Consider the following 12,660-nt stretch of genomic DNA (forward strand, 5'->3'; position numbering starts at 1 on the left):
TGAAAACGCCTCCGGCTGGTTCCGGAGGCGCCTTTTTGTTCCGTTTTTCAGGGAAAAACACTTTTCGTCTGAATAGAGGGGGCGATTTGATGTAAAGCAAATCCCTTGTGGAGAGAAGGGGTTCCGGCAGTTTTACTGGGTCAAACGGTAAAAACCAACAGGGAAAGCGAAACTGGGGCTTCCTCTATCTGTAAAGTGGAAATACTTACCAATTAGAAATAGCCTATTTTTCTGGCTTTTGCCTGTTTTTGATTTTTCTATCTGTCAGAGCAAAGAAAAAGGGGAATCCGCCGCAGGCGGATTCCCCTTACTTATAATTCCAGTTCTGCGCGGAACACGATCACGGCGCTTCCCGAAATCCGGATTTCCACCGGCTCCTTGTTTTGCAGGTCGACTTCTACCGTAATGATTCCGGCCCGGCCGATGGCCTTGCCCTGCAATACGGAAAAACGCAGCTGCCCGTCTGTCGGCTGCTGGAATCCGTAGTGGGCCAGATACCCGCCCAGCGGTCCGTTTGCGTTGCCGGTAACGGGGTCCTCGCGCACGCCGCTGATGGGTGCAAACATTCTGCCGCAGTACAGGTAGTCGGCGTTTTGCGGCGCCGGTGCGAATACATAATAGCCGTTGCAGCCGATTTTTTCGCTCAGGCGGCAGAGCGCGTCCCAATCCGGCTCCAGATTGTCGAGAACCTCCTCATCCAGAATCGGAACTATGATTTTGCCGAACCCAGTAGAAACCTCCTGAATTGGCCAGCGCTCGCGCAGCTGCTCGGGGGAAAGGCGAAGCGCGGCACAAAGCTCCTGCTTTTGCGCCTCATCAAACGGAAGCCCCAGGCGGAAAAGCCCCTGTGTCATCGAAATACGGATGGAGTCGCTCTCGCGCATAATATCAACGGGCAGGATTCCCGCGCCGATTTTCTGCATGATCCGCCCGGACGGCAGGTTCTGTTCCAGCGCGCGCACATAGTGGGCCGCAACCGTGGCGTGGCCGCACATGGGTACCTCGCGTACCGGTGTGAAGAAGCGCACCTCTACGTCATACTCCGGGGAGTCAGAGGAAAAAACAAAGGCCGTTTCCGAATTGTTCAGCTCCCTTGCGATCTCCTGCATTTGAAATTCCGTCAGACCATCCGCGTCCAGCACAACACCGGCGGGATTCCCCCGAAACCGCTGTTCGGTGAAGGCATCAACCTGATACAAATGGTATTTTTTTGACATGTTTTTCCCTCCTGTAATAAATTCCGTCTCTTTTTTGAAGGCTTATGCTGAAATTCAGCGAACCGTACCGGAGTGGCTCCGGCGCGGAAAGCGTAAAAAACACCTACTTTGGGAGTGTGACTCTGCCTGCTTTCGGTCGAAATCGTTCGAAGAAACCACACGCAGCGGAAAAATATGAGGTAAAAGGATGGGAAGCTGCTGATTTTGATAAATATGAAATACAATATGTATATTTCGTCGGGAATTATCCGATCAGTAACATGGATTGTCCGGTTTTGCAGAGCCGGGGCGAAAAACAAAGAAACCCGCAGGCTGTATTCAGAAAAGACTCAGAGTACACGGGTTTCTCCGCCATCCGGCAGTATCTGTTTTTTGTATTGGTAAGTCTATAAATTTCTTAAAAAGTATTATTTGTGTTACGTTCTGTATATTTTATAGAAAGTTATCCTATTTGGATACAATTGATCTTACTTTGGAGAATTATGAGGGCAGAACGATGTCGTATGCCACCTTGCAGAACAGAAGAACCAAAGAAACGATCAGCATTGGTCGAATCACCTTGGTGTTATAGCGCAGAGCCAATCCGGAGCCGATGTAATTACCCAGAATGCCGAACAGCGCGCCCGGCAGACCCAGAACAAATAGTACCTTACCGGCCAGCGCAAAGGTTAACAGTGAAGAGATGTTGGACATCAGGTTGACCACCTTCGCATTTCCAGAGGCTGTGGTGGAATCAAAACGGGTCAGCCCGGTGAACAGAAAGATCAAAAACGTACCGGTGCCGGGGCCGAAAAATCCGTCGTAGGTACCGATCACAAAGCCGATGCCCATGGACAGCGCCGTCAGCAGCGAGGGATTGAGCAAAGTGTGTTCATCTGTTTCACCGTGATTTTTTTTCTTCTTTTTCAATGTAATAAAGGCGATGACAGGCAGGACGCCAAGCAGCAGGTAGCGCAGATATTCTTCGTTCAGCACCATGTTCAGCCGCGCCCCAAGCACCGCGCCGAACAGTGCCATCACGCCCGCGATCCCTGCAGTGCGCAGGTGGATTTTTCCACCCCGAAGGTAGCGGATGGTCGCCGTGAGTGTACCGGCTGTGGAAGACAGCTTGTTTGTTCCCATCGCAAGGTGAGGGGGCAGGCCAATGGCAAGATATGCAGGAAGTGTGATCAGCCCGCCACCGCCGGAGATGGAATCAATAAATCCCCCCAGAAACGTGCAGGTACACACAACGATAATTTGCAGCAGTAAGTCATCCATGTCATTCGCTCCTTTTGGCTGTTCCGCATAGGCCCTTGGCCATATGATTCAGATTATAGCATAAATATCGATGCAGGCCCCAAAACTGCCTGAAATATTCAATGTGAAAGTTTCGCTCCGGTTCGCGGCGTGAGATGATGATATCATCCAATCAGAAACAAGCGTTTAGCAGTTCCGCTTGTTTTAGAAACCACCAAGCTGATGATTCAATGTTCTCTCAGTCGCCCGAAGCTTTGCTTCGGTTTGCGACGTGAGGTTATTATAGCGGAATTCGCCGGGGACTACAATAGAAAATTGCTTTTGGTGAAATATAAAAAATCATAAGAGATCATAGAGAAAAATGATAGATGTATCGAAGCGCGAAAAATAAGCGCTTCTTTTATAGGTATGTGGCACTTTTGAGCTTGGTGAATTGAAGTGCGGAAAGAATCGGCGCAAAAATTCCCGCCGCAGCAACATGCGGCGGGAAAGCAGCGTATTCAGGAATTCCTGATCTGACCGTCCCAATAGATTTCTACCTCGTCTCCGTCTTTGAGCGGCTCCAGATAACCGGCTTCGTGCCCATTGACGCGCAGAACAATCGATCCCTGCGGCGTAGTAAGGTCGACATCCACCAGATTCAGCGTGTCGATCAGGCAATAGGGGGAGCGGTCTGTTTTTCCGTCCAGCCGAACGGCACGCCCATTTAGAATCACAAGGACGGGCGGTGTAGTCGGCTGCGGCGCTTGCTCCTGCGGCGGGGCAGGGTTTTCTTCCGCGGCGTGTTCGGCGGAATGGGTCTGCGGCGGTTCTGGCAACAGCCCGACAGTACTCGGTACCTGTGGTTCCGGCGCCTTTTTCTGCGCAAGGCGCATGGCCTCCTGTGCGAGCAGATCCGCCAGATCCGGCTGCATTGCGGTTGTCTGCGGCTTCACCGGCTCGGCAGGAGCAAAAACGGACTGCGGCTCCTCGGGCAGAGATTCCGTTTCTTCCGGTAAGGATGTTTCGGATTTCTCCCACTTTATGGGTTCGATCCGGTCGCCGGACCGCAGCGGCGTGTGCGGGGGAACCGCATCTCCGTTCACCAGGAAAGGCGTTCCCTCCGGCACACCGGCAAAGGATAACAACTGCTCCAGTGTGCTGACAGGCCGGGTACGCACCCGGTCGCGGGCGTGGATGGCCTGCTCCGGCGTGCCGGGCTGGCCGTTGACCATGGCGCGCAGACCGAGGGCGATCTCTTCACCGCCCAGAAAAACCGTTCCGGGAGAGTGCAGGTCGATCACCTCGCCCAGCGTGAGCGCGGCATCCCTGCCGTTCTGCGCCGGTTCAAAAAGAATGGAATCTCCCGCCCGCACTGTGTCGGAGAGGGACGCATCCTTTCCGTTGAGCTGTATTTTGGCCAGCGTAGGGTGTCCGCCGTAGATTACTTTGTTTTCTCCGTCGAGCTCAAATACCAGGCTTTTACCGGAGCGCCCCATCATCTGATCGTGCCGCCAGCCGTTCATGAGAAGAACGTCCAGCACTGAAAGGCTGTTGCTGCGGAACAGCTTGGCCCTTGCGCCGTTGAGAAGGATCGTAAAGCTGTCGCTGATCAGATTCAGCGCGGAGGAAACAGCGATCCCCAGCGGCGTTGCAAACTCGGGGGTCGTCAGCGACGGATCGGCCTTGGTCAGGTAAGTGGAAAAATTCCGTCCGCCCAGCGCGACGCGGGCAGGAGGAAGCTCCAAAAGCTCCGCCACGCAGGCGCACAGGCCCGGCAGCTTACTGCCGCCGCCCACCAGGAATACGGCGCTTGGCGCTTCGCCGTTCGCTTTCAGAATCTGCTGGCTGATTTCTTCCGCCAAACGCCGCAGCACGGGGGCAACCTTTTCTTTCAGCTCCGCCATTGAAACCTGCTGTTCCAGACCCAGAATATCCTGAAACGAAACGTCTTCCTCCTGCCCCAGCTTCATCTTGATTTTCTCCGCAGTGGGGAAATCCACCAGGTATTCCCGCATCAGCGCTTCGGTGATCTCGTCGCCCGCGATGGTAGCCATCGTGTAGCCCACCACGCCGCCGTCTTTTGACACGGCAATATCCGAGGTTCCCGCGCCGATATCGACCAAAGCGAGGTTTAAAAGGCGAAGGCTCTGCGGAATCGCCGCGTTCATGGCGGCGATCGGCTCCAGTGTCAGGCTTGCAACCTCAAGGCCGCACTTCTGCATGGCGGAGTACAGGCTGTCCACCACCTCGCGCGGCAGGAATGTCGCGATCACGTCCGCCGCAAGCTGCTGGCCGCGGTGGTCGAGCAGACTTGCCAGGGGGTAGTTGTCCAGCAGGTAGCGCGACACGGAATACCCCACCAGATAAAACACGGAGCGGCTGTCCTCTTCGAAAGGGGGCGAAAATTCCTGCTCCGCCTGTTGTACTGCTCCGGCCTCAAGCCGGCACAGGATTTCGGGAGTGATCACCTGCGGGCTTTGCAGATCCAGCTCAAAATGCACCTCGCAGGTGCGCAGTGCGCGGCCGGCCGCCGCCACACAGACCCGCTTTAACGGGTAGCCCACCCGGGCCTCAAGCCGGCTTTTGACCAGCCCTGCCACACGGCTCACCTGCTCAATATCTTCGATCTGCCCGTCGATCATCGCGCGCTTTTCGTGCTCCGCGATTTCCACGGCACAAACCTCAAGCCGCTCGCCCCGGGGCAGGCCCACAATGCCGATGACGCTGCGGGTGCCGATATCCAGCGCAAACACATAGTTTTCCGGCGGGATTTTCTCTCCGGAATCCGTGGCCGGCAGACCCGCCTGGTTTTCTTCTTGCATGAAAAAGACCTCCGCTTCTTCTGTGTTCGCCAAATTTAAACCAAATCATACCATATATATTACAATAAGAAAGGGAAAAATGCAATTATTCCGGGTCTGGAATGCCCCGTCGAATCAGCAAAAAAACAAAACTCCACAGATGCTGGACAGAATACGACAAAGATGATATGATGGTGCTGTTATCAGGCGGAAAGCCCCGGGCGCGGCGCAGTTTTGCGTATTGCTTTGGGGCGGTTATTTGTTTTGGTTGATTGTTGATTCGAAAGAACCGGAGGGAAAGTCATTGAATATTTTGGTGGTGGGCTGCGGGCGTCTTGGCTCCGCACTGGCCGAACAGCTTGACAAGGAGGGCCACGACGTAGCCGTGGTGGACGGGCAGGAGGAAAACCTGCTGCGTTTGTCCGAAACCTTCAGCGGCGTCAAGGTGACCGGCATGCCCATGGATCAGAGTGTGCTGCAGGCGGCGGGGGTCGAAAACTGCGATGCGGTTGCGGTCGTCACCCCGGACGATAATCTGAACATAACGGTCGCGCAGATCGTCAAGAATTTTTTTGGGGTAGGGAATGTGGTGGCCCGGATTTCAGATCCGCGGCGGGAAAGCGTGTTCCACCGGTTCGGGCTGCGTACCGTCTGCCCGACGAACCTGGCGGCGGACGCCATGAACACGGTGCTCACTTCGCCCTGGGAGCCGGTGCAGATGACGTTTGAAACGGCTTCGGTCACCTTTCGCGTCAAAGAGGTGGACGAACAATATATTGGAAAAAGCATTTCTGCCGTTCCGATGGAAGACGGCTGGGTACCGTTCGGCGTGATTCATTCCAATTTTGAATCCGAACTATACGACTACCGCAACGATATTGTGCTGCGGGCGGGTGAAAAGCTGATGCAGGCGCACGTCAGCGATTAATACTGAATCAATGATTCAAAACGAAAAAAGAGTTCTCGCTCCCATGCCAAGAACGAGGGAGAGAGAACCAGTTTCCTGCACGGTATGAAATGGAAGATCGGTATAAAGGGAGAAATACAATGAAGATAGTAATCATGGGGGGCGGCAAGCTCGGGTATAACGTGGCCCGCAATATGCTCGACCGCAAATATCAGGTGCATCTGATTGAAAGGGAATACGCCAAGTGCGTCAAGATTGCGAATGATCTGGGCGTTGAGGTAACCTGCGGTGACGGCACTGAGCTCTCCATTCTGGAAAATGCCTCCACAAAGGACGCGGACGCCTTTATCGCGGTGACCGGCAGCGACCAGGATAATCTGGTGGCGGCCCAGCTCGCCAAAATGGAGTTTGGGGCCAAAAAGGTGATCGTGCGCGCGAACAATCCCCGCAATCTGGAGGTTCTGCGGACGATGGGGCCGGATATCGCCGTGTCCAGCACAGAGATCATCACCAATATGATCGAGCAGGAGGTCGACCTGTCTGAAATGCATCTGCTGGCAACCCTGAACAAGGGCCGCGCGGGCATCTGCAGCATGGTGCTGCCGGACGATACCTCTTTGCACGGGGTGCGCCTGATGGATGTTTCGCTGCCGGAAAACACGCTGATCGTTTCCGTTATGCGCGGCGGGCAGATGATCATCCCCAACGGCCGATCGGTCCTCCACGCGGGGGATCAGGTGGTCGCGGTGTGCGAAAATAAAAATCAGAAAAAACTGCTCCATATCCTCGGCGAACGGATTCACTGACAGAGCTATATCGCTTCAGGCCTGCGAAGCATCACGCGATCGCAAAACTTTCTTCCCAATTTGTTGCTGCGCTGCTGTGTGCCTGCAGGGGGACTTCACCTGCGGATTTCAGTTATATAGAATGCGTATGCTTTTTCATTTGCGGCGTTTGCCGCTTTGCAGTTTTCGGTGGCCTGCATTTTCAGCAATTTTAAAGCGCTGTTATCCGAGTATAAAAATAGGGAAAGTGAATTGCATTTTTCGAAGAAAAGGAGTATTCTATATTCCATGCCCAAAGGGCATAGTCAGTCGCAAGATCCTGACTTAAAATAAAACTACGGAGGAATGAAAAAAATGAAAACATCTGTATCCCGGCGCACCGCATTTTTAGTGCAGGGCGCCATGATCGCCGCCCTTTATGTGGTGCTGACGTTCCTGTCGTCGGCCATGGGGCTTGCCTACGGGCCGGTTCAGTTCCGTCTTTCTGAAGCGCTCACGATTCTGCCGGTGTTCACGCCGGCGGCGATTCCCGGTCTTGCGATCGGGTGCCTGCTTTCGAATCTGGGCAGCCCGTATGGCGTGGTGGACATTGTGTGCGGCACCGGCGCCACTTTGCTGGCGGCGGCCGTTTCTTATCAGCTGCGCCGCTTCCGCCTTCACGGCCTTCCGGTTTTGTCCGCTTTGTCACCCATTCTCTGCAACGCGCTGGTTGTCGGCGCAGAGCTGGCCTTCTTTTTGCCGTCCGGCTTTACAATGGCCGGATTTTTTGCGGCGGCGGTTTCCGTCGGCGCGGGCGAGCTGGTTGTGCTTGCGGTACTGGGGCTGCCACTGGCGGCGATTCTTGAAAAATCCGGAACGGCACAGAAGATGTTCGGCCAGTCGGGATACTGATTGAAATTTTGAGGGAGTAAGGGAATCCATGGGCCTTGGCACAGTTCTGAGCAAAAAAATGAGAACCACCCCGCCGGTTCGGTTTGTAGTGATCAGCTTTTTGATTCTGATTTTAATCGGCGGGCTGGTTTTAGCGCTGCCGATTTGTTCCCGCAGCGGGCAGGGCACGCGTCTGCCGGATGCCCTGTTCACATCCGTGTCTGCGGTGTGTGTTACGGGCCTGAGCAAGTTTGATACCTGGGTGCACTGGAGTGCGTTCGGCCAGGTAGTGATCTTGCTTCTGATTCAGCTTGGCGGGCTTGGGATCATCACCTTTACCACGGGCTTTACGCTTCTGTTCCGTCAGAAGCTGGGGCTGCGTGAGCTTTCTCTTGCTGCGCGTGAAAATCTGCAGGGGGAGAATCTGAATGTTTCCCAGTTGCTGCGCATGATTCTTACCGTCACATTTGTGGCGGAGGGCGCGGGCGCTCTTTTGATGGCGCTGCGCTTTGTGCCGCAGTTCGGGCCTTACGGCCTTTGGCTGGCGGTGTTTCATGCCGTTTCGGCTTACTGCAACGCCGGGTTCGATATTATGGGCTTTCTGCAGCCTTATGGAAGCCTGATACCATACGCGGGCGATCCTCTTGTGATGGTTCCGACCTATGCGCTGATGCTGGTGGGCGGCCTCGGTTTTGTCGTGATCAGCGACGTGTACTACAACAAAATATACCGCCGCATCAAGGGGCAGAAGCCCTCGCCGCTGAGCTTTCACTCCGCGGTAGTGCTGATCAGCGAGCTGGTTCTGCTCGCCCTGGGCATGCTGGCCTTTTTGTCTTTGGAATATGACAATACGCTGCGCGGCATGAACTGGGGAGATAAAATCATTACCGCGTGGTTTCAGTCGAATACCGTGCGCACTGCCGGTTTTACGGCGGTAGATGTGACACAGCAGCGGGACGTGACCACACTGTTCTCGCTGGTGCTGAGCTTTATTGGAACCGCGCCCTGCTCTACCGGCGGCGGTATCCGTACCACCACTTTGGTTGTGCTGGGCGCGACGGTGATCAGTGTGCTGCGCGGACGCGAGGAAACGGTCATCCGCCACCATATGATCAGTCACACAGCGGTATACCGTGCGCTGACGATTTTTATCGGCAACGTGGTGACGGTGCTGGTCACGGCCGGCGTGGTGCTTCTGTGCAATTCCGAAAAGCATGTCGGCGCGATGGTCGCCTTGCAGGAGGCCGTTGCAGCGTGCAGTACCATCGGTATCAGTCCCAGCCTGACTCCGCTTTTGGACGATCCTTCTCTGATCGCACTTTCCATAGCGATGTTCATCGGCCGTGTGGGGCTGGTGTCGTTCGGGCTTTCTGTTTCTGTCCGCCATATGGGCAAGCCGGGCTGTGTGATGCCGGAGGCCCGCATTATCGTGGGCTGATGAAACTGTTCCCTCAAAATGAGATTTATCCCGATGAAAAAAAGAGCTGCTGCGAAACGAAAGTTTCGCAGCAGCTCTTTTTTATTTTTGCAATCAGCAAACCAATTTGTCCGCCGGTTTCTTACATGGGGTACAAATACCCCGCCACTTCTTTTGCCGGTGTAATTGCGGTAACGGTGATCTGCGGCTCCGGTGAGCCCTGGTAATCCTCATAATGGAGGGTTCCCTCCGCCGTGACCCAGCTGTCGGCTTTCAGCTCGCCGGTTTGATCGTACTGGCACAACAGGCCGACCGGCGTCAAATCCGCGACACAGCAGGTCATCATCAGCCGGGCCGGAACAAATTCGTTGTCCTTCATCTGCGTGGAATCGCGGAAGACAAAGCCGGTCATGCGAATGTGATAGCCGTCATATTTGTCCGGGTTTTCATACAGCGCGGAAATCCACAGGTAAAATTCGCTGTCGCTCACCGTGATGGTCTTGTTCGCTTCGTCCAGTCCCGTCAAGGCGCCGTAGGCAGGCTCCTCCGACTGGCTCGGGAGCTGCTGTGCCTGCTGGGTGGTGGTTCCGGGATTGGTCGCCCCCACATAGCCGGAGGGAAGCGACGAGGAAGTCACCGCGCTGTGCGGGAGCAGCAGAAGCAGAATCGGGATGGCAAGGGTCAGACAGTGCGCCGCACGCATTTTCTGCACGGAGCGGGTACGGCGCAGCAGGCCAAAGATGCCCCATATTGCCATCACGCCAACGGTAAAATACAGGTACGGCAGCGTCTTGGGCGTGACGTACTGCAAGTAGCCGCCGGTGACTGCCAGGTAGAGAATCATGGCGGCAAATGATAAGCAGCAGGCGGCCTCCAGCAGGGCCTGCGGGCTGTGTGTTCTTTTTTCCATAGCCAATCAGCCTCCTACAAAAAAGCGTGCGGTGGTGTATACGACCACAAAGCAGACGGCAAAGCAGACAAAAAGCAGTTTTGCCACGAAACGGCGGGAGAATCCGCCGGACAGCATCAGAACGTTCTTGATATCCATCATCGGGCCGAATACGAGAAAGCCCATCACCGGCGCCAGCGGGAAGCGGGCCGCAAAGCTCTTCGCGACAACGGCGTCGGAGGAAGAGCAGAGCGACAGCAAAAACGCCAGTGCCATCATCAGCAGCAGAGAGAGGGCAAAATCCGTAGGGGTCTGCAGCAGCAGCGAATTCGTTACCGCCACCTGGAAGATCGCGGCGAGAAACGCGCCGACGGTCAGGTATTTTGCCACGCTGAAGAACTCGGCCTGCGAATGCCGCAGCAAGAGCGAAACCTTCTCTCCCGCGGTGGAGGCGTCCCCGGCCCCGCCGTAGCAGCCGCACGAGCACATGATGCGGTCGTATCCGGCGGAAAGGGCGGGCAGCTTGCCGGGGCGCAGCGCGAACCAGCAGCCGATCAGCACCGCCGAGAGAATCCCCATGCCCACCCGGCCCAGCATGACCGAAAGGTTTCCGTTAAAGGCCGCATAGGTCGAGAGCATTACCACGGGGTTGATCACCGGGGTGGCGGTCATAAAGGTCACTGCCGCGGGCAGCGGTACGCCCTTTCGCACCAGACTGCGGAAGATCGGGATGGAAGCGCAGTCGCACACCGGCAGGCAGAAGCCCGCCAGAATGGCGACCAGCATCCCGCCCGCCAGATTTTTCGGGAAGAGCCGTTCAATGGCCTGCTGCGGGATCAGCACTTGAATTGCCGAAGAAATCAGCACGCCGATCAGCAGAAAGGGGATGGCCTGCAGCATGATGCCGAGAAAGATGTTGATCACCGTGTTGACACGGGTCTGCGACAGCTGGAACATCGCCTCCGCGCAAAGATACAGTGTGGCAAAGACGAGAATCGACATTGCAAACACCGCGGCGGGGTTTGTTTTTCTGCGGGTAGCCCGCGCCAGAATTTCTTCACGGGAATCGTCGTCTACAACGCGCACGCCGGGGTTGATCTCGCGCAGGAGCCGCCGCGCCTTGCGGAATTCGGCATCTGTAAAAGCGCCCCGCAGCACTGCAAAATCGCACGCGGCAATCTGTTCGGGCAAAGCGGAGCCGGTTCGGCCCAATAGCTGGTCGAGTGTTTGCGCGTCTGCCAGATGGATCATTCGTTGGATCCGGCAGCCGGAAAGCTTCGGATGCGAAAACAGCGCGTACAGCTCCGTAAGCGGCGTTACGCCGTTCCATTCCACCCAGATTTCCTCCGGTGGGGTTTCCGCTACGTAATGGCCGATGCTCATGGCGGCCTTTTCCGGGGAGTCCTCCAGCACGCGCTTGGGCACGATCATCACGTCGCAGCCGGTCTTGTTCGAGATTTCCTCGACCCCCGACTCAAACTGAACGATCAGGCGGCGCATTTTCGGTTCCTGCTGGAAGAGATGATTCAGTAGGGTCGTTTTACCGGACTCCAGAAAGCCTGTAAGTACATAAACGGGAATTGCCACGCGATCACTCCTTCCCGAAGATCCTTTTGAGCTCCTGTTCGTGCAGGTTGCTGCCGATCAGACACAGGGAGCCGGGCTGCAAAGTACACGGAGTCAGATTCAGTTCGCCGGGCAGGTACTGTACCGTGGCAGGGCCCTTCGGCGTGCTGACAACGCCCTTGGCGCGCAGGATACTGCCCGGTCTGTCTGCTTCGGCGGCGCGGAATGCCGCCTCCAGCTCCTGCCGGGTGACCGTGCGGGAGAGAGAAAGCGTAACGGTATCGAAGGCCTCATGGGCCGAATGGTCATGGTCGCATTCCCCGTCGTGGTGGTGATGCTCGTGAGGATGGTCGTGGTGGCAGTCTTCTTCATGGCAATCCGCTGCGTGTGCGGCAGAGCCGCCAAGCAGCGCGGAGAGGTCAAGGGATTTCCAGGCTCCGGCGAAAAGCTGCGCCTTGGGGGCCATAGCAGTCAAAAGCGTTTTGGCGCGGCTGACCTTATCGGGGTTCTGTTCGGTGCGGCTGAGCAGGATCGCGTCCGCATGCCGGATCTGATCCTCATAAAATTCCCCAAAATTGTCTAAGTACATGCGGCAGCGCACAACGTCCGCCACGGTGATCTTGCGCCGTATCTGTGCCATATCCGCGATTTTTGCGGAGCGGCAGGCGCTCTCAATGTCGGATAGCTTCCCGACGCCGGACGGCTCAATGAGAATCTGCTTTGGGGAAAATTCCCGCAGCACCTCCAGAATCGCCGCCTGAAAATCGCCGGTCAGGCTGCAGCAGATGCACCCGGCGCTCAGCTCCTTGACGGCAAAGCCGCCGGAGCGGATCAGCGAGGTGTCGAGGCTGACCTCGCCAAAGTCGTTCTCAATCACCACGGTTTCCCGCGGGTCGAATACCTCCCGCAGCAAACGGTCGATCAGTGTGGTTTTTCCGGCACCCAAAAAGCCGGAAATGATGTAAATGTCAGTTTTCATTGGATTCT

At 56.0% G+C, this 12,660-nt stretch carries 11 protein-coding genes; 5 read left to right on the forward strand and 6 right to left on the reverse strand.

Going from position 1 to position 12,660, the window contains the following annotated elements; genetic code table 11:
- Positions 1–311: 311 nt before the first annotated feature.
- Positions 312–1,217, reverse strand: a complete 906-nt coding sequence (locus TY09_RS05665; RefSeq protein WP_042431857.1) for a PhzF family isomerase — start codon at positions 1,215–1,217, stop codon at positions 312–314.
- A gap of 44 nt (positions 1,218–1,261) precedes the next feature.
- Between TY09_RS05665 and TY09_RS05670 the strand changes: the two genes are divergently transcribed.
- The gene (locus TY09_RS05670) at positions 1,262–1,609 is read left to right on the forward strand and encodes a hypothetical protein (RefSeq protein ID WP_042431859.1); all 348 of its coding nucleotides are present in this window, start codon (positions 1,262–1,264) and stop codon (positions 1,607–1,609) included.
- 88 nt (positions 1,610–1,697) lie between these two features.
- Here the strand turns inward: TY09_RS05670 and TY09_RS05675 are convergent, their stop codons facing one another.
- Both TY09_RS05675 and TY09_RS05680 read right to left on the reverse strand, forming a co-directional pair.
- Positions 1,698–2,477, reverse strand: coding sequence for a sulfite exporter TauE/SafE family protein (locus TY09_RS05675; RefSeq protein ID WP_042431861.1), 780 nt, complete (start codon positions 2,475–2,477; stop codon positions 1,698–1,700).
- 479 nt (positions 2,478–2,956) lie between these two features.
- Complete coding sequence (locus TY09_RS05680; RefSeq protein WP_042431863.1) at positions 2,957–5,260, reverse strand: cell division FtsA domain-containing protein; 2,304 nt, start codon at positions 5,258–5,260, stop codon at positions 2,957–2,959.
- Positions 5,261–5,543: 283 nt separating this feature from the next.
- On the opposite strand from TY09_RS05680, the gene TY09_RS05685 reads away from it, so the two are divergent.
- From TY09_RS05685 to TY09_RS05700, 4 genes are all read left to right on the forward strand, one after another.
- Positions 5,544–6,167 carry a potassium channel family protein gene (locus tag TY09_RS05685; protein ID WP_009060661.1) on the forward strand — a complete coding sequence of 208 codons (624 nt, stop codon included), beginning with the start codon at positions 5,544–5,546 and terminating at the stop codon, positions 6,165–6,167.
- A 119-nt stretch (positions 6,168–6,286) separates the two neighbouring features.
- Positions 6,287–6,952, forward strand: a complete 666-nt coding sequence (locus tag TY09_RS05690) for a potassium channel family protein (protein WP_035316409.1) — start codon at positions 6,287–6,289, stop codon at positions 6,950–6,952.
- 333 nt (positions 6,953–7,285) lie between these two features.
- Positions 7,286–7,822, forward strand: a complete 537-nt coding sequence (locus TY09_RS05695; RefSeq protein WP_009060732.1) for a QueT transporter family protein — start codon at positions 7,286–7,288, stop codon at positions 7,820–7,822.
- Positions 7,823–7,850: 28 nt separating this feature from the next.
- Positions 7,851–9,239, forward strand: coding sequence for a TrkH family potassium uptake protein (locus TY09_RS05700; RefSeq protein WP_009060559.1), 1,389 nt, complete (start codon positions 7,851–7,853; stop codon positions 9,237–9,239).
- 121 nt (positions 9,240–9,360) lie between these two features.
- On the opposite strand, the gene TY09_RS05705 is transcribed toward TY09_RS05700, so the two are convergent.
- From TY09_RS05705 to TY09_RS05715, 3 genes are read right to left on the reverse strand one after another with little or no spacing between them, the layout of a single operon-like run.
- Positions 9,361–10,128, reverse strand: coding sequence for a TIGR03943 family putative permease subunit (locus TY09_RS05705; RefSeq protein WP_009060735.1), 768 nt, complete (start codon positions 10,126–10,128; stop codon positions 9,361–9,363).
- 6 nt (positions 10,129–10,134) lie between these two features.
- A complete protein-coding gene (locus TY09_RS05710) occupies positions 10,135–11,694 on the reverse strand; it encodes a permease (RefSeq protein ID WP_042431865.1) in 1,560 nt (519 codons plus the stop codon).
- A gap of 4 nt (positions 11,695–11,698) precedes the next feature.
- Positions 11,699–12,652 (reverse strand): CobW family GTP-binding protein, encoded by a 954-nt coding sequence (locus TY09_RS05715; RefSeq protein ID WP_009060730.1) that lies wholly within the window; start codon positions 12,650–12,652, stop codon positions 11,699–11,701.
- Between the last annotated feature and the right edge of the window lie 8 nt (positions 12,653–12,660).

This window comes from Faecalispora jeddahensis (assembly GCF_000577335.1).
GTDB classification, from domain to species: domain Bacteria; phylum Bacillota; class Clostridia; order Oscillospirales; family Acutalibacteraceae; genus Faecalispora; species Faecalispora jeddahensis.

Excerpts from the sequence above, each read along its gene's own strand:
- TY09_RS05665 (WP_042431857.1), bottom strand. The coding sequence starts at position 1,217 with ATGTCAAAAAAATACCATTTGTATCAGGTTGATGCCTTCACCGAACAG.
- TY09_RS05670 (WP_042431859.1), top strand. The coding sequence starts at position 1,262 with ATGCTGAAATTCAGCGAACCGTACCGGAGTGGCTCCGGCGCGGAAAGC.
- TY09_RS05675 (WP_042431861.1), bottom strand. The coding sequence starts at position 2,477 with ATGGATGACTTACTGCTGCAAATTATCGTTGTGTGTACCTGCACGTTT.
- TY09_RS05680 (WP_042431863.1), bottom strand. The coding sequence starts at position 5,260 with ATGCAAGAAGAAAACCAGGCGGGTCTGCCGGCCACGGATTCCGGAGAG.
- TY09_RS05690 (WP_035316409.1), top strand. The coding sequence starts at position 6,287 with ATGAAGATAGTAATCATGGGGGGCGGCAAGCTCGGGTATAACGTGGCC.
- TY09_RS05695 (WP_009060732.1), top strand. The coding sequence starts at position 7,286 with ATGAAAACATCTGTATCCCGGCGCACCGCATTTTTAGTGCAGGGCGCC.
- TY09_RS05700 (WP_009060559.1), top strand. The coding sequence starts at position 7,851 with ATGGGCCTTGGCACAGTTCTGAGCAAAAAAATGAGAACCACCCCGCCG.
- TY09_RS05705 (WP_009060735.1), bottom strand. The coding sequence starts at position 10,128 with ATGGAAAAAAGAACACACAGCCCGCAGGCCCTGCTGGAGGCCGCCTGC.
- TY09_RS05715 (WP_009060730.1), bottom strand. The coding sequence starts at position 12,652 with ATGAAAACTGACATTTACATCATTTCCGGCTTTTTGGGTGCCGGAAAA.